Genomic DNA, 17264 nt, shown 5'->3' with positions numbered 1-17264 from the left:
CGTGATTGAAATCAGCTCTAAAACCAACGACCATTTCCGCCGCTGGAGCGACCTCAGCTCTGCGCGCGGAATTAAAAAGCATTCTGAATTTATTCTGATGGGCGAAAAGCTGATCGAAGAGTTTTTGGAAAACCCGAATTTCCGCATCAAGGGTGAAATCGTGCACGAGGACCTGAAGTCCGTGACGATGACCGCGCCTAAGCTTAAAGGCCAGCGCATCCCGGTTTTCAAACTGCCCAAAGCACTGTTTAACGAAATTGACGTCGTGGGCACGCACTACAATCTTCTGGTTCTGGAACCGAAAGAGATCGCTCCGCTTACAACTGCAAAAGCTGAAGGCCTGGAAGTGATCTCCCCCTTGGGCGATCCTTCCAACCTGGGCGCTTTGGCGCGTTCCTCTTTGGCATTTGGTGCGAGCAAAATGATTCTGACCGAAGAAAGCTGTTCCCCGTACCATCCCAAAGCGATCAAGGCTTCCGCGGGGGCTTTGCTGAAACTGCCGTTGTTTAAGATCGGTAAATTTGCAGACTTTGTTTCCAACAATGATCAGATCTATGCTTTGGACATGAAGGGCGAAAGTGTCGCGAATTTCAAATGGCCTAAAAATGTGCGTATTGCCTTGGGCGAAGAAGGTCCTGGCTTCAGTGGGATTAAGAACCTGCAGCGCCTGTCTGTAGCTACACAGAGTGTGGAATCCCTGAATGCCACCGTCGCTGGCAGTATTGCACTGTACAGCTATTCTTGTCAGCACCGCTAACCCGTTCAGTCATGGCGCAGGCGTGAACTGCGCCTGTTTATTTATTCATGTAATGCCTGCGTGTTTCGGCAGGCAGCTTTTCCAAAGAATAGCGCAGCATCGTTCTTGGCATCTTGGCCGCATATTGATCCAGAAACTTCAGCAGTTTTTCTTCGCTGACTCTTTTACCCATTTCCCGCAACATCCAACCCACCGCCTTGTGAATCAGGTCGTGCTCGTCCTTCAACAGAAGCTTTGCGATCTTAAGTGTGTCGGCGGACTCGCCATTATAGATAAAATGAAAAGTCGCCAGCATGGCAATCCGGCGCTGCCACAGGTTCTTGGATGTCGCAAGTTTCTGCAAAACAGAACGATCTCGACTCAGCAGATAGCCACCAACAATGGCTGGTGCGGAGGTGTCCACCAGGTCCCAGTTGTTCACGTACTTTGAATTCTTGATATAAAGCTTAAAGATACGGGCTTGTTCTTTTTCAGTGGCCTCTTGAAACTGCGACACCAAAATCAGCAGAGCTATCAGACGCTCTTCGTGATTCGCGGACTTCACCAGACTATCAAGCTCTTTCAAACTAAGAGCGGAAGCATACTTTTTGGCGATTTTACGGCTTTGCGGAACGGTCAGACCTAAAAAGACATCGCCCTCAGCATACTCGCCTTTTCCGGTTTTGAAGAATCTTTGCAAGACGACGGCGCGACTGGCATCCGCATGACTTTGAACGTCCTTTTGCAGCTGCGATACCGCTGACAATGCTTGCGAAATGCCTGACTTTTTCTTCATGCTCGCCGCCTTCAACCAGGCACCTTTTAGCAGGGGATTAATTGAGATTGGATTTCTGCCGGGGGCAGTGAGGTCCACAGGGACAAGACGTAGCCGCCACCGCCAGAACCGGTTGGTTTTACGGCCAGGGCGCCTTGTTCTTTGAGCCAGGCGATGTGTTTTGCGGGTTCGCCTTCGTTCAGGTCCCACTTTTCAAAGCAGTCACCTGCCAGGGTCAGGGCTTTTGCCAAAACTGGCAGGCCTGTTTTTTCATCCATCTTCAGGGCTGTTTCCAAGATGCCCACGGCTTCAGCCATCTGCTGATCGATCTTTTCACCCACTGTGGGATTTTTCAGAAGCAGGTCTTTCACCTTGTTCACAGCATCCACGGTGACACCGCGTTTGCCAGAATAAGAGATGTACCAGTGCGGTTTCCACGCCGGGGTCAGAGGCTTCTTTTCGCCATTACGTACAAAACGCAGACCTTCACCACTTAAGGCAACGGCAATATCAACGCCGCTGGATTCACCATGGAACAGGTTTTCCAAATTGCGGGCGAATTCATAGTAGTCCTCTTCAACAACATACCCCAGATATCCCAACCAACGGGTCAGGGCCACACAAAGCGCGGCGGAAGCGCCCATGCCCGCCCCCACAGGAATGGAGGATTCCAGCAACAAGGTGCCTTTTAAATCGGAGCGTTTAATGCCTTTAAGCTCGCACGCCTTTTCAAGCACGCCCCACACCAGCAATTGCAATTCTTTGCCGTGATCCCCGACCAGACGCAGTTCCAACGGCTGCTCGCCGCGGGAATAACTTAAATCCAGATTGCGGGACTGGATGGGAAATACCACCGCCGGTACACCACGCAAAACCGCGTGCTCACCAGCTATGATACATTTACCAAAGGCTTTGCAGGTGAAATCAATGGACATTGTCTTTCACACCTTCAAAGGCCATGACCTTGAAGTCCTTTTCAAAATGCTCACGATACTGCGCGAACTGTTTTTTCTGATCATGACGGAACAACAAGTGCACGTTGGCACCCGCATCCATGGTCACCAAAGGGCCATCTTGCCATTTGTTCCAAAACGCCTGGCAATCTTCCAGAACCTTTTTGGATCCATCGTTCATATAAGTGAAAGACGGCGTGCTGGTTTCAAACAAACGGTGCATATCGATGAACTCATCCCAGACGATCTGACGCGCGATATGCCAGTCATTGAACTGCAAGGCCATGCTTAGGTCTTTCAGGCGCAATTCCGCACGCTCTGGACGACCGGTGAAACGCGGGCTTGTGGTCACAAGTTTGTGCGCCTCAGAACTGGAAACCTCTTTTTTAGAGTCTTCGACAATCACCACCATGTGGTGCAGGTTTTTGACTTCAAACGCCATCGGCTCGGCGTACTCATGCTGCCACAACGCCCACGGTGTGAACAAGGAACGGCAGGAAGAACCCGAACCCTGGCGGGAAAGCTCGGAAAGATATTTTTTATCCGTGCCCCACGGCTGTGGGTTGATCTGCTGGAACATTTCTGCCGCCGCCAAAGTCAGGGCCGCAAAACTGGAAGCCGAGCTGGCCAGACCGCAGTCTGATGGGAAATTGTTCGCGGACTCAATCAGGAAACTTTGTTTTATGCCCCACTTGTCCTTTAGATTTTGCAGGTGCTTGATAAAGCGCTGCTGGCCTTTTTCAGACAATTCGATTTTTTGCAGGTCTTCACGAACCAAGGGTTTCCACTGATCTTGTGCGCCGTCGACTTCAGTCAGGCGAACATAGGTGCGCAGGTTTTCCAAAGTATAGGACAACGAACCGTTGGTCGGTTTATTGCCAGAGCCCTCAATTTTACCCATGTACTTGATAAGGGCGATATTGGATGGAGCAGATACAGTCACTTGTTTCATAGGCTACCTCGGACCTGAAGTCCGGACGAGATTTTATCAGAGGAAGAAAGCACGGACAGGCCCTTGCTTTCACAGTAGGCTTTAACACCTGCAGTTTCACCTTTGGCCGTCACAATCGCCATCACATCCACCCCCAAAGCGCCACAACCTTTGGCGGCTTTGACTCCTGGAATTTGACGGATGTCAGACAAAAGTTTTAGCGTCGGTTCACAGGTGAAATTCAGTTTTAACAGTTCTTGGGCATAGGCTTTGACACCTTCGACAAAGCGAGCGCTGTCGATTTTGTCGAAAGCTTCACGGATCGTCAGCATGGCGCTTTCAAGCCCTGCGGTCGGGAACACCGGCAGCGTGCGCAGATGTTCGTGGGTCGCAAGCTTGTTGCCGGTATGAACCAGCAACAATTCCAGATCCTCAAACGGCCAGTTGGTCACAGAGATCATCCCACTGCGCTTCTCAAAGAAGGTCATCGACCCCTTCAATTGTGCTACCAGATCCGCGCCACTGGGTCGCTGACCCTGCCCGTTCCAGGCCACGTGATAGTACACTTCAAGCATGTGTTTGAAGTCGAGATACTTTTCCATGTCCATTTGGTGGGCTTCTTTATAAAGCCACATCGCATAGACGGAAAGGAACTGAGCCGTCGAGGCCCCAAAGCCGCCTTTGCCGGAATAAGCATCACGGAAAGTGATATCGAAATTTCTGAAATAACCCCGGTGTTTGCTCATGAAAACCCCGGCAGGGCTTTCCGGATGAATGCCCAGAACATCGCCTTTGCCACGGGAGATTTCCGTTTCAAAGCAAGGCTGCGAAAGGAAGAACAGTGTCGGACCTTCCGCCAGCGCCAGATATTCACCAGCAATAAATGTTTTTCCGGGAACGGAGAAGACCAGCGACAAGGTCCGCTCCTAGGAATGATGTTGAGTCGTGGAGGCTGGGGTTTTCTGAGCCGCACGAAGTTCTTTCAGAACGTCGATGGCATTGCTCAGGGATATACGCTTGCGAATCGCCAGAATTTCTTCCAGCTTCTTCTGAACCAGAGGAATTTCTTTTTCCTCGGCTCCTGCGCCCAAAGCCAGGTTTTTTGTGTGAAGCTTCATGTGACCTTCGATGATACCCACCGTGGTCAAAGCCTTCAAAGCACCCAGGTTCTGCACCAATCCCACCGCCGCAACAATACGGGACAATTCATTGGCAGATTTGGTGTCCAGCATTTTCATGGAAAGCATCGCTGTTGGATGCAAAGTCGTCACACCACCTACGGTGCCCACAACCAGTGGTGCTTCAAACACGCCCACCAGGCTTTTGCCTTCACGGTACCAGCGAGTGATCGAACGGTACTGACCATCACGGCAAGCATAAGCATGAATACCCGCTTCCACCGCGCGCCAGTCGTTGCCGGTTGCAATCAGAATCGGATCAATGCCGTTTAGAACACCTTTGTTGTTGGTGGCTGCACGGTACGGGTCCATTTGCGCGAACAAAGAAGCTTCTTCAATTTTTTCAGCCAACTCAGGCTCGATGTCATCAATGCGCACAACAGCGCGAGTGACTTTGGAATCCACCAGATTGGACAGGATGCACATGGTGACTTTTTCACCGCTGAACTGCTCAATCGGCTCTTTCAGGTATTCGCACACCTGATTGATGATGTTAGCCCCCATGGCATCGCACGGGTCCATCAGGATGTGGATCACGGCCATATCTGAGCCATCACCGCGAGGCACACGGCGCACTTGCAGGTCACGCACTCCACCACCACGACGAACCAAGCCGAAGGCCACTTCACGGTTGGCCGCTTCGATCAGGTAATTTTTCTGAGCCAGGATTTGTTTTTCGAAATCCGCAAAGCTGCGGATTTTTGCCAATTGGATCTGACCGATGATTTCGTTTCCGATCACTTCGGTGGTGATAGAACCGGATTCACGGATCCATTTGGCCGTTTTAGAACACGCGGCCACGATAGAGGTTTCTTCCACCGCCATAGGAACGACAAAGTCCTTGCCGTCCACGCGCATGTTGGTGACAACCCCCAGCGGAAGCTGGAAGTACCCAATCACGTTTTCAATAAACTTTTCACCCAAAGAAGTGTCTTTCAACCCACCCTTGGCAAGATAGTCAGCTTCGGCTTCGTTCAATGCACCGACTTCTTTAAGTGCTTTCAGACGTTCTTCACGAGACAGTTTGGAGAAACCTTTAAAGATATCCTGAAGTTGTTTTGTCATTGAATCACCTTCTTGCTTTGGAGGTCTTTCAGATTGCGGCTGCCCGTGCAGAACATAGTTACTTTCAACTCTGTTTCCAACTGGGTCAGCAGTTTCTCAAGAGCCTCATCGCCCTGAAGAGCCGCTTCCAGGAAAGGTTTTGCAACCCCCACCTTTGAAGCTCCCAACGCCATAAGTTTACCAATTTCCAATCCATTTCTCACGCCGCCCGATGCCCAGAGCTGATACTCTACCCGGGCGTCGATGGCATTCAGCATGCTTTGCTTCGTGCTGATGCCCCAGTTGGCGAAAGTTTGGGCTACGTGATAAAGCATGTCGGATTCCTCCGAACGATAACCTTCCACGCGGCCCCAGTGCGTGCCACCCTTGCCGCTAACATCCACACCGTAAATGCCGGTGCTGGAAAGTCGCTTCAGGGTGTCGACAGAAAAACCACAGCCGGTTTCCTTCACAATCACTGGCACGCCGGCCAGTTTTACCAGATTTTCAATCGCCGCCAGGCCGTTTTTGAAATCTGTCGTGCCTTCGGGCTGCAAAGCCTCTTGCAAAGGATTCAGGTGGACGAACAAAGCCACGGCTTCCGTGGAATCAATCAGTCGGCGGATCTTATCAATCGGCGACTTGATGAGCTGAGCGATTCCAATATTGCCAAGCAAGCGGGCCTTCGGTGCTTGTTTGCGCACGCGAGCCCATTCTTCGGCAGCATTGGAATCTTCCAGTTCACGACGTTGAGAGCCAACTCCCATCAGAATCTGACGACGATCGCTCAGACGCGCCAAAGCTTCATTGATCTCCCGGCCCTTTTCGTGGCCCGCAGTCATTGAAGAGATAAAGATCGGAGAAGAAAGTGGGATGGACTCCCCGGAAAAAAAGAAAGAGGTCGAAATGTCGACCTCTTTAAAGTTCAGATCAGGCAAAGCCTCATGAATCAAAGTGATCGAGTCCAATCCGTTTTGTCCATCGGTCTGGGACCTTGGATCCAGCGCAATCCTGATATGATCGCGCTTTCTTTTTTCAAACTGACTATTGGACTCGTCCATGGGGCTAAGGCTCCTTTAACAGAGCTTTGCTGTACTTTTTAGCTTTGGCTTATGCCAAAGCGTGTTTGCAAAGTGCAGTGAATGCTGCTGCGTCGTTGATTGCAAGGTCAGCCAAGATTTTACGGTCAACTTGGATGCCAGCTTTAATCAAGCCACCGATCAAACGAGAGTATGTAGTCCCGTTCAAACGAGCTGCTGCATTGATACGTTGATTCCACAAAGTGCGGAAGTTACGTTTGTTAACTTTGCGATCGCGGTAAGCGAAAGCCATACCACGGTCATTTTTCTCTACCGCGTGGATGTACGCGCGAGAACCCGCAGAGTAGTAACCTTTTGCTCTTTTAAGAACTTTTTTGTGACGAGCACGATTTGTTTTACCAGATTTTACACGAGCCATTTTGAACCTCTATTACGCCACGGACTTAGCCGGGCACCGAAAGACATTAATTTTAAAATTTAAAAAACTAGAATACCAAACAACGACGAACTTGAAGCATGTTCGCGTCTTCAACGTATGATGTTTTGCCTAGTTGTCTTTTCGTCTTAGAGCTCATGTGAGAGTTCAAGTGACGCATGCGAGTGCTTTTTTTCTTAACTTTACCGCTTGAAAGAACTTTCAAACGCTTCTTCGCGCCAGAGTGAGTGCGCATTTTCATATGAGATACCTTCCACCGATAAGGCGTTCTTCCCGAAAGGGAGGACTCTTAACCATTGCCTTAGACAGTCGTAAATACGGACTCACTGTTTTAGGGTGAAAGGTGGGGGAAATCAAGCTTTTTGAGGACTTAGTGGTTTTAGCTCCATTTAAGAGATATTCTCATATTATACTCGCGAAATCGCGGTCATTACCGCATTTTAATTGCCCCCGAAAACAGCCCTATTTCCGCGAGGACCCAGTGGAAAGGCTGGTGTTTCCAAGAGTTTATTGAACATTTTCCCCCAAACTGGGGATTTAGTTTCATTCACGGAAACCCGAAGAACCTTCTATGAATTGTACGTTTCTTAACACCATCTACCTAACCCAACAGGCGAAAAGGCTTCTTCTTTCCTTTTCCCTGATGGTTTTGGCCGGGTGTTCTCTGGAACTGCAAATCGCTGCTGAAAACTCCACCCCCACCACCCTGAAATGGAGCAGCGATTCCCTGGGGCAGCAGGGTCTGCTAAAGGCCGAGTGGATTCTTCCTGAAAAAGCCGACATCAAAGAACAGCAGGTTCTCTATTTCCGAGGTGACTCTTGCGCCACCCCGATTCTGCCGGTAGCCAACGTCGGTCCCGCTGAAACATCTCACCTTCCGACCTTCACTCCCGAAGATGGCGTCGAGTACACTTTCAAGGTCTTCGTCCTGTCTAAAGACGGCAGCGTTGCTTCTTCATCTTGTTCGAACCCCATCACCTATTTTGGCGCCTTTTCCATCGAAAGCCTTTCTCAGTCCATTATCAATGAAGGCAACGTGACGGCTGCCCCCTTCAAAGGAACCTGCCTGCTGGGATCCTCGATCGAGTTTTCCGCAGCGGCGACACCTTTGCTGACCTTCACCTGCAGTGACCGTCAGTGGACACAGAATCTGGATTTCAGCTCTTTGCCAAACTTGTACAGCGGCGACTTGATCGCCACTGTCACTGCCCCTGGCGGCACACCGAAGGAGTACCGTCTGGCTATCACCAAAGACGTGGTGCCTCCGACGATCACTCTGAATGCCCTGTCCACCATCACCTCTGTGAATCAAAATGCTTACACAGTCAGCGGCACCTGTTCTGAAACAGGCCATAATGTTTCCGTCACCGCAGGAGCCGTGAGCGCCGAAGTCGTCTGTTCTGGCGGAACCTATTCAACGTCAATGAACCTTAGCTCGCTATCAGGTACGTCGGTTGTGGTATCAGCAACTCACACGGACCCCGTCGCAAATACGCGCACAGCCACATCCACCGTCAGCCGCGATGTCACGGGGCCTGCGGTGAACTCTTTGGCTCTGAATAACGGCGATGCGGCAACGAATACGCTGAGTGCAACTCTGAACAGCTCGGTCACTGATGCCGCAGAGATGTATCTGAGTTCGGTGGCTGCTTGTACCGGAGGAAGCTGGGTCGCCTACAATGCAGCAGCCCCTTGGACTCTGACAAACAGCAATGCCACAAACACGGTGTATGCGAAATTCCGCGACAGCCTGGGTAACGAATCCCCGTGTGTCAGCGATGATATTCTTCATGACAATGTCGCTCCGACTCTGGCTTTCACACTTCCTGTTTCCGGCACTATCATCAATTCCGACAATGTGAACGCGTTCACGGTCAGTGGCACCTGTTCTGAAAACAACCGATCTGTGAACTTTTCTGGTCCGGGTGGATTCACCGGAACGACAATCTGTACAGGCTCAGCCTTTTCCGCGATCCTGGATCTGAGCGCCCTTCCACAGGGAACATTCCAGCTGACGGCTTCCTTGAATGACGTTGCTGGAAACTCCAACACCGCAAACTCGCCAACCTACAACAAAGATACACAGGCTCCGACGGGAACCCTGAGCATTAATTCAGGATCAGCCACAACGAATGACCTTGCTGTTTCCCTGGGACTGACAAGTGCGGATGCGGCGGAAATGTATGTCACCAACACCGCAGGTTGCGCTACGGGTGGTACTTGGGAATCCTTTGCCACAGGAAAATCATGGACGCTGCCAACGGCTGACGCCCTGAACACTGTTTCCGTTAAATTCAGAGATGCCGCAGGCAACTCTTCTGTTTGTTACGATGACAGCATCACTCACAACAGCACGGTGCCGTCACTGTCTTTGGCCTCCCCGGCCGATGGCAGCTTTGTGAATCTTGCCAATGTTTCAGCCTTTGTGATTTCCGGCGCCTGTTCTGAGGATGGCCGCCCGGTTGAAATTTCTGTGACCGGTCAGTCTGCCACAACAGCAACATGTTCCAGTGGCGCCTGGACTAAAACTTTGGATCTTAGCACTTCAGCCCAAGGGGATCTGACGTTCACTCTGAATCACTCACGCGCCAGCGGCGCGACGGCCCCGACGGTCACGAAAGTCTTTGCCAAAGACACAGTGGTTCCGACAGTGGACAGCTTTGTCATTAACAATAATGATGCCTACGCCACCAGTCTCAGCGCCACACTTGCAAGCACCACCACTGACGGCGTTCAGATGTATGCCACAAACACGGCTCTGTGCCTGAATGGCGGCACCTGGGAAACCTACAATGCCAGCAAGTCCTGGACACTGCCGACAGCCAACAATACCAATACGATTTATTTCAAAGTCCGCGATGTGGCCGGGAATGAATCTGACTGCGCGTTTGATTCCATCATTCATGATTCCGTTTCACCGACGGTCACGCTGACTTCTCCGGTGGCCGGGACCTTTATCAATTCATTGAATCAGACAGCATTGAACCTTTCCGGCGCCTGTTCTGAAAACGGTCGTTTGGTCAACCTGACCGTCACTGGTCACGCCGGAGTGACCGGATCTGCAACTTGCACCACGGGTTCGTGGACAGCTTCTTTGGACTTCAGTTCTTTGGCCGATACTTCTGGCACTCCATTCACAGTGGTCGCCTCTCACAGCCGAGTCAGCGGCAACAATGCCACAGCATCATCAACTTATCCGAAAGACACCCAATCCCCGGGAGCTGCGACAATCACGGGGGCTCCGACAGGAACCAACTCCACCAGCACACTAAACATCACTGTCGGCGGCACGGATATCACTCACTATCGTTACTTTATAGTTGTTCCGGGCGGCACCGAGGTCTGCACAAACAGTACCGCTTACACCGGAAGCGATATTCCCGTAGCCACAAAAATCACCGACACACTGACGGAGCAAGGGGCCTATAAGCTCTGCGTCTTTGGTCGCGACACTGCAGGCAACTGGTCCACGGCAACATCCCAGGCGACTTGGACAAGGGATACTCAAGGCCCAGTCATCCTGACTGTGGATGCCACCACCGCTGATGGCGTGTATGGTCCGGGTCAGTCCGTGCAGGTTCGTGTGACGTTTGATGAAAATGTAACCGTCACCGGAACTCCGCAACTGACCCTTGAAACTGGCACGACCGACCGAGTGGTCAACTATTCCAGCGGCTCCGGCACAACCCAGCTTCTGTTCACCTATGTCGTTCAGACCGGTGATGAAACCCCGGATCTAGATTACACCAGCACGACCGCCCTTGCCTTGAACGGCGGAACAATGAGGGATGCACTTAGCAATAACGCCACCCTGACACTTCCGGCCCCGGGAACGGCGAATTCTTTGGCAGGAACCAAAAATATCGCCGTGGAAGCTTACTCAAGTCCTCTGGCCAAAGCCATTTTAAGCAACACACCGATGGGAGCGGACTCCAGCGACACTCTTAACATCACTGTGTCGGGTTTGGATGTCGTTTCTTATAAATACAAACTGGGATTGTCCGGATCTGTCGACTGCTCCACATACACGGATTATTCAGCTGAAATTCCGGTGGCGACCCCTATTACGGACACCATCAGTGCGCATCCGAAATATTCGTTCCTGAAAATCTGCGTTCTGGGTAAAGACAGCACAGGAAAATGGCAAAAGGCTTTCGCCGTCACACAGGCGCAATGGCACTATGTTGAAAATCTGCCATCCTTCAATCTGTGCGGAACCGTCAAGTCCTCGACGGCTCCCAAAGGGCGTCTGTATGACTCCGGCGGGCCGACCGCCAACTACAGCGACAATGAAACTATTGCCAACTGCTATTTCTCGATCAATACAGGTGCGGCGATTTCCGCCACTGTTAGCTACGACACTGAAAACAACATCAGCTATGATTTCCTGAGACTGCGTGAAACGGGAGCTGCTGGATCCGTGATTTTGGGCCCAGTGGCCGGCACCGTCACCAACACGGCTGTCAACTCAACCTCCGGCACTCTTTATGCTGAATTCAAAAGTGACGGCTCCGTGGTGGGTGCTGGTGTGATTCTGGTATGGGGAGGAGCCCCTAATCTGACGCCCACCATGACCCTTACTAACGTAACAAATGCGACCGTGAATACCGTTTACAGCCGTGTTGCAGCTGCCTATGGCCTTAGCACAGCCACTGTGATCTCGGTTTCAGGTTATGACTCGGAAATTCGCAATGTCACAACCTCTTCCGACTTCTCAAGTTCTGTGCTTGTGAATCCTGGAGATGCGGTTGAAGTCCGCATGACTTCACCAAATGCGACAGACCAATACCGACTGGCCCATGTTCGCGCCGGCGATGCCAGTTATTACTGGATGGTGGCGACTCCACTGCTGCCAACAACCGTGACTCATGTTACTGCCACAAATCCTGATGGCACTTATAAGCCGGGCGACAACATCGACATTCAGGTTGTTTTCACAAAACCAGTCACGGTTCTGGGTACGAACCCGGTCATGACCTTGGCTGCCGGTTCCGGCGTGACAGCCACATATCTGAGCGGCAGTGGATCCACAGAGCTGATCTTCCGTTACACCGTGGCCTATGAACACAGTGCTGCGGACCTGGACTATTCATCAACCACATTAACCAATGCCGCTTCCATTAAGGATGCCATGGGCAGCAATGCCACCGCCACGCTACCAGCTATTGGTTCGGCAAATTCCCTGGCCGGAAGAAAAAATCTGGTTATCGAAGGTTACCCATTTGTAGTCGCCACGGCCAGCAATGTGCCGGCTTCCAACAACAGCACGACCACTCTGGATGCCACGGTGGGGGGCACCAATGTCGTATCTTACAAATACAAACTTGGAACATCCGCAACCACGGACTGTACTGTTGCAACCGGATATGGATCTGAAACAGCCATTTCATCCAATATCACTGCTGATCTTAGCGCCTTTGCAAACGAAAGACTGAAACTCTGTATCCTGGGTAAACACACCAATGGAACCTGGCAGGCCCTCTGGCACCCAACGGAATATCAATGGGATCGCTTCAACGTACAAAACTTCTCTTCAATGTGTTCAGCGACCGCCACGACCGCCACCACCGGCTTCATTTATGACTCCGGCGGCGCCAGCGGCCAGTACCAGAACAATGAAAACTGTCAGTTTGAAATCAACACGGGCGCTCCGATCAGCCTGACCTTCATGGCCTTTAACACTGAAGCCTCCTGGGACAAACTGAGTGTCTATGACGGGACAACAGCTGGAACTCTGCTGCTGAATCAGGTGAGCGGAACCAACATTCCAGCAACACAAACTGCCAACTCCGGTAAAATGACAATCAAGTTCACCAGTGACGGAAGCGCCATTCGTGACGGCTGGGTTGCCTATTGGGGAAATCCAGGCCCCATCCTGACAACTCCACCGACTTTTGCGAAAATTCATAATGCGGCTTTGAACACCCGCTACGCCACAGCCAATACAACCATCAGTTCCCTGAATCAAACCGCCATCGCCACAGTCACGGGAGCAGATGCGCAGATTCGCAATATCACCACGGGAAGCTACTGGGGTGGGTCTGTTGCAGTTTCTAGCGGTCAAGTCATCCAGTTGCGCATGACCTCCCCTGCCGCCAACGCCCAAACCAACACAGCCACTGTCACCATCGGTAACGCGGTCAGTACGTGGGAAATCAGCACGCCTTATCCACCTCCGACTCCAACGCTGACAGGATATCCGGTCGGCACTTCAACAACGTCGACTTTGAATGTGACTGTCTCTGGGTTCCGTGTGACTCAGTATAAAAAGGCGATCATCACTTCCGGCACTTGTGCTGCTGCAACATACTCGGCGGCTTACAACACTTCCACCAACATCACCGACAATATTTCGGCTTTGCCAAATGGACCGGTGACGTTGTGTGTGCTTGGTGGTGATGCCACAAACTTATTCCAGGCGGCGGCCGATGCGGTTTCTGTCACGTGGACTAAGGATTCCATTTCTGCTGTTAACATCACCAGCACAAGAATGAATCGGGTTCAGGAGGGTTCGGGCCCCCGAACAATCAATGTCAGCCTGACTCCGGCAAAAAGCTATGATGTGACCACCTATTACAAGGTCACCGGGGATGCCGTGAATCCGGACCACCATGACCTGAGCTCAGGTTTTATCACTTTCCCGGCGGGCTCCACGACCGCCACAATCACTGTCAACTTCCCGGACAACAGCCTGGTGGAAGGCGAAAAATTATTGAATCTGCACTTCACCCACACCGATTCGCCACTGGCGACAATGGGCGACAACTATCAGACACAGTACTTTATTGCGGATGATGAAAAGAATCTGAAAGCCTCCCAGCTTTCCATGGCCCGCGGCCACCAGTGCGCGATCATGGAAGACTCGTCCCTTCGATGCTGGGGTACAAACATGTACCGCCAGATTGATGGTTCGGTGAGCGACTTCAAGGCTTCTCCGTTCGTCATCAACATTGCAGGTGTGACTGGCTACCGAAGTGTTTCAACCGGTGAATTCCACACTTGCACCGTCACTCTGGACAACCGCCTGTTCTGCTGGGGTAACAGCAGCGACGGTCAAGCTGGCGGCGGAACCACGGGGAATCAATGGTCGCCACTGCACGTGGACAACACGACGACGTATCTTTCCGTCACATCCGGAGACTATCACTCTTGCGCCATCACGACGGCCAACAAGCTGAAGTGCTGGGGCAAAAACGACTATGGCCAGTTGGGTGTGAATGATACCACCCTACGCACGTCACCGACTGACGTGGACAATGCCAACTCTTACAAATTTGTCCATGCCGGCTCCCGCTCCACCTGCGCTATTCGCAGTGACGACAAGCTGTTCTGCTGGGGCAGCAACGTTAACTATCAACTGGGTGATGGGTCAGCAACAGCCCGTGGAGTTCCGACGGCCATTGACGCCGCCGAATCCTACAAGTCCGTGGCTATCGGATCAAAACATGCCTGCGGTATCACTCTGACCAACAATCTGAAGTGCTGGGGTACGAACAACTATGGTCAGGTTGGTGACAATGGTGTCACAACAAGGACAACTCCGGTTTCCGTCTCGGGCTCAGAGGTTTACAAAACTGTTTCCGTGAATGATGACGGTAATATCGCAACAGCCCGTGGTTTCACCTGTGCCATCACATCCAATGATGTTTTGCAATGCTGGGGCGTCAATTCACTGATACAGCTGGGGAACGGAACTTCCAACATGCAGTACGTCCCGGCCACATCGGATGCGGGTACAACCTATGCAGCAATTCAGACCTCTGGGTCCCGTGCCTGCGGCATCACACTGACCGGCGCCTTGAAGTGCTGGGGGAATCTGCTGGGCGACACCTCCCCACAAAGTTCCTACAGCTATGGAAGTGGTAATGCCCGCCATCAGTATGCAGAGAAAATGACCAAAGCGTCCGAGTGGACCTTTGACACGCTTTCCGTCTTTGGCGCTGATGCCATTGACGACCACTATTCAGGAACTTGTGGAATATCCTCCAACAAACTTTACTGCTGGGGCTCGATGAAAGCGACGGAAGGTCCTTTTGGTGACGGCTCTCAAACCGATGCACGTCGCCCAGCCCCGGTGATGATTGATCCAAGCACGAATTACAGCTACATCCACACCCGCAGATCTCATGACTTCTGCGCCATCACCAGTGCGGGACAGATGAAGTGCTGGGGTATCAACAACTACGGCGAACTGGGCGAAGCCTCAGCCGTCAGTGCAACTGTTCATACTCCGACCGTGGCAGACAGCACCACCACCTATACGAAAGTGGTTTCATTTAATCATGCGACCTGCGGCATCACCACCACTGGAGTCCTGAAATGCGCCGGCAACAATGACAACGGCCGCCTGGGACTGGGAGACACCACGGCCCGCACCGGATTCACTGTCGTCGACAGTGGCGTCAGCTATAGCGACGTCGAAATGGGTATGTCTCACACCTGTGGTCGAACAACCGCGGGCGTATTGAAGTGCTGGGGTAGTAACACTCAGGGCCAGATCGCCAAAGCCAGCGGCACCTCTGCCTATTATCTTCCAGATGTGGTGGATTCTGGCGTCACTTATACGAAGATCGCCACGGGGTCTTTCAACAGCTGCGGCATCACCTCTGCCAACAAGCTGAAATGCTGGGGAGCCAACTTCCTTGGGCAACTGGGGGATGGAACAAGCGCAAGCCGTTACACCCCGACTGCGATTGATGCTTCGGCTGATTATTCGGATATTTCCATGGCGTCGGGCCATACTTGCGGCATCACCGCCGGACAAATCAAATGCTGGGGTAATGCGACCTATTCCGGACTGGCAGCGCCCCAATATACGGGAGGCCACACGGTCTATATGAGCCCAATGGTGGTGGATGGCGCCAACACATACACCAAAGTGTGGGCTGCGAACTCGTCCACGTGCGCTAAAGCCACGTCTGGCGAAGTGCGCTGCGTGGGTCGCGCTTACGGCGGAAACTTCGGCTATGTAGATTCTGCCGTTTTGATGACTATCGGCAGCGGAATTACCAAGATCATCTACACGCCAACATTCATACACAAGTGGCAAGGCTATTGACCTGACTTGTGAACGTGGCAGAATTTCATACATGATTAACCATGAAGTTCTGCCCAATTACCGTTCCTATGAAACCCCACAATTCAAAATCGAGACTTTAAAAATCGAAAGCTCGATTCTGAGATCAAACCCGCTGCAGGATCCAGCCACCCGCTTCAACCCGGTGCTGGTCCCACATGTGCCAGGTCCGTGGCCAGTGGTGGTGATTTTAAGCGGCTTTACCAGCAACGCCCCTTTTAACTTCAATGGCAAATTCAACGAAAAGAACCCGGTGCAAATCATCAATGAAGCTGCGGCCCGTGGTGAAGCTCCGCAGGCGCTCTATGTCTTTGTCGATGCCCTGACCACTTGGGGCGGATCCCAGTTCATCAATTCCAGCGCGGTGGGAAATTACGAAGATTATATTATGCAGGAGCTGATCCCGGCAGTGAAAAAGCACTTCACGGTTTCTGACCAAAAGTCAGACTGGTGTGTGACTGGTGGATCCAGCGGCGGCTATGGTGCCCTTCACCTGGGATCTAAGTATCCCGAGGTCTTTGGTGTGATTGCGGCGATTGCTCCGGACTCTTTCTTTGAAGCCAGCCTGCTTTCAGAATTCTACCAGACGGCCCCTCTGTGGGAAAAATATCAGTCAGGACTGAAAGCCCTGGAAGAACTGCGCAATGGCAGACTGACAAAGATGCGCAACTGGCACACACTTTTAAATGCTTTCGGCATGGCGGCTTGTTATGCACCGAAGGGCGAGCATGGCGACTTCCACTTCCCGCTAGAAAAAGACGGCACAAAAAACTCTGCCGTGTGGAAAACGATTCTGGAAAAAGATCCGCTGCACTTTTTGCCGCAGCGCTTGAGTGCTTTGAAAAACTCTGCGGTCTATCTGGATGTCGGCAACAAAGACAACTTCCATCTGCAGTATGGATGTCGGCAGATTTCTGAACTGTTCAAAAAAAATAGCATCACTCACGATTATATTGAATTCGATGGGAACCATTTTGATATTGGTGAAAGACGAATTGAAGTTTGGCGCTGGCTCTCCACCCAATGGCGGAGATAAGAAAAGCACTGAGTGTCAATTCATCGGAGCCCTTGATTTTTAGTCTCTCCTCTTCCAAC

Annotated in this window: 11 protein-coding genes; 3 read left to right on the top strand and 8 right to left on the bottom strand. The window is 51.8% G+C overall.

Going from position 1 to position 17264, the window contains the following annotated elements:
- Position 1 precedes the first annotated feature (1 nt).
- Entirely contained in the window at positions 2–757 is a 756-nt protein-coding gene (locus BD_RS07430; protein WP_011164110.1) for a TrmH family RNA methyltransferase, read from the top strand.
- 37 nt (positions 758–794) lie between these two features.
- On the opposite strand, the gene BD_RS07425 is transcribed toward BD_RS07430, so the two are convergent.
- The 8 genes from BD_RS07425 to rpmI all read right to left on the bottom strand — a co-directional run bounded on the left by BD_RS07425 (position 795) and on the right by rpmI (position 7334).
- Positions 795–1532: a DNA alkylation repair protein gene (locus BD_RS07425; protein ID WP_011164109.1), complete on the bottom strand. Its 738-nt coding sequence runs from the start codon at positions 1530–1532 to the stop codon at positions 795–797.
- Positions 1533–1558: 26 nt separating this feature from the next.
- Entirely contained in the window at positions 1559–2446 is an 888-nt protein-coding gene (locus tag BD_RS07420; protein ID WP_011164108.1) for a mevalonate kinase family protein, read from the bottom strand.
- The gene (gene mvaD, locus BD_RS07415) at positions 2436–3416 is read right to left on the bottom strand and encodes a diphosphomevalonate decarboxylase (protein WP_011164107.1); all 981 of its coding nucleotides are present in this window, start codon (positions 3414–3416) and stop codon (positions 2436–2438) included. Before mvaD ends, BD_RS07420 begins: the two co-directional genes overlap by 11 nt.
- Positions 3413–4312 (bottom strand): hypothetical protein, encoded by a 900-nt coding sequence (locus BD_RS07410; RefSeq protein ID WP_011164106.1) that lies wholly within the window; start codon positions 4310–4312, stop codon positions 3413–3415. Before BD_RS07410 ends, mvaD begins: the two co-directional genes overlap by 4 nt.
- A 9-nt stretch (positions 4313–4321) precedes the next feature.
- Positions 4322–5638: a hydroxymethylglutaryl-CoA reductase, degradative gene (locus BD_RS07405; protein ID WP_011164105.1), complete on the bottom strand. Its 1317-nt coding sequence runs from the start codon at positions 5636–5638 to the stop codon at positions 4322–4324.
- Positions 5635–6678, bottom strand: coding sequence for a type 2 isopentenyl-diphosphate Delta-isomerase (fni, locus tag BD_RS07400; RefSeq protein ID WP_011164104.1), 1044 nt, complete (start codon positions 6676–6678; stop codon positions 5635–5637). Before fni ends, BD_RS07405 begins: the two co-directional genes overlap by 4 nt.
- A gap of 49 nt (positions 6679–6727) precedes the next feature.
- Positions 6728–7075 carry a 50S ribosomal protein L20 gene (rplT, locus tag BD_RS07395; RefSeq protein WP_011164103.1) on the bottom strand — a complete coding sequence of 116 codons (348 nt, stop codon included), beginning with the start codon at positions 7073–7075 and terminating at the stop codon, positions 6728–6730.
- A gap of 67 nt (positions 7076–7142) precedes the next feature.
- Positions 7143–7334 (bottom strand): 50S ribosomal protein L35, encoded by a 192-nt coding sequence (gene rpmI / locus BD_RS07390; protein WP_011164102.1) that lies wholly within the window; start codon positions 7332–7334, stop codon positions 7143–7145.
- Positions 7335–7664: 330 nt separating this feature from the next.
- On the opposite strand from rpmI, the gene BD_RS07385 reads away from it, so the two are divergent.
- Entirely contained in the window at positions 7665–16151 is an 8487-nt protein-coding gene (locus tag BD_RS07385) for a CUB domain-containing protein (RefSeq protein ID WP_011164101.1), read from the top strand.
- 31 nt (positions 16152–16182) lie between these two features.
- A complete protein-coding gene (locus tag BD_RS07380; protein WP_011164100.1) occupies positions 16183–17205 on the top strand; it encodes an alpha/beta hydrolase in 1023 nt (340 codons plus the stop codon).
- The last annotated feature ends 59 nt before the right edge of the window (positions 17206–17264 follow it).

This window comes from Bdellovibrio bacteriovorus HD100, assembly GCF_000196175.1.
Lineage (GTDB): Bacteria > Bdellovibrionota > Bdellovibrionia > Bdellovibrionales > Bdellovibrionaceae > Bdellovibrio > Bdellovibrio bacteriovorus.
The sequence above is the reverse complement of the archived record's forward strand: the minus strand, read 5'-3'. Positions and strand labels throughout refer to the sequence as shown.

What these genes read in the sequence shown, in the direction of transcription:
- BD_RS07380 (WP_011164100.1), top strand. Translation starts at nt 16,183, where the DNA reads ATGATTAACCATGAAGTTCTGCCCAATTACCGTTCCTATGAAACCCCA.
- BD_RS07425 (WP_011164109.1), bottom strand. Translation starts at nt 1,532, where the DNA reads ATGAAGAAAAAGTCAGGCATTTCGCAAGCATTGTCAGCGGTATCGCAG.
- BD_RS07385 (WP_011164101.1), top strand. Translation starts at nt 7,665, where the DNA reads ATGAATTGTACGTTTCTTAACACCATCTACCTAACCCAACAGGCGAAA.
- BD_RS07405 (WP_011164105.1), bottom strand. Translation starts at nt 5,638, where the DNA reads ATGACAAAACAACTTCAGGATATCTTTAAAGGTTTCTCCAAACTGTCT.
- mvaD (WP_011164107.1), bottom strand. Translation starts at nt 3,416, where the DNA reads ATGAAACAAGTGACTGTATCTGCTCCATCCAATATCGCCCTTATCAAG.
- fni (WP_011164104.1), bottom strand. Translation starts at nt 6,678, where the DNA reads ATGGACGAGTCCAATAGTCAGTTTGAAAAAAGAAAGCGCGATCATATC.
- rplT (WP_011164103.1), bottom strand. Translation starts at nt 7,075, where the DNA reads ATGGCTCGTGTAAAATCTGGTAAAACAAATCGTGCTCGTCACAAAAAA.
- BD_RS07420 (WP_011164108.1), bottom strand. Translation starts at nt 2,446, where the DNA reads ATGTCCATTGATTTCACCTGCAAAGCCTTTGGTAAATGTATCATAGCT.
- rpmI (WP_011164102.1), bottom strand. Translation starts at nt 7,334, where the DNA reads ATGAAAATGCGCACTCACTCTGGCGCGAAGAAGCGTTTGAAAGTTCTT.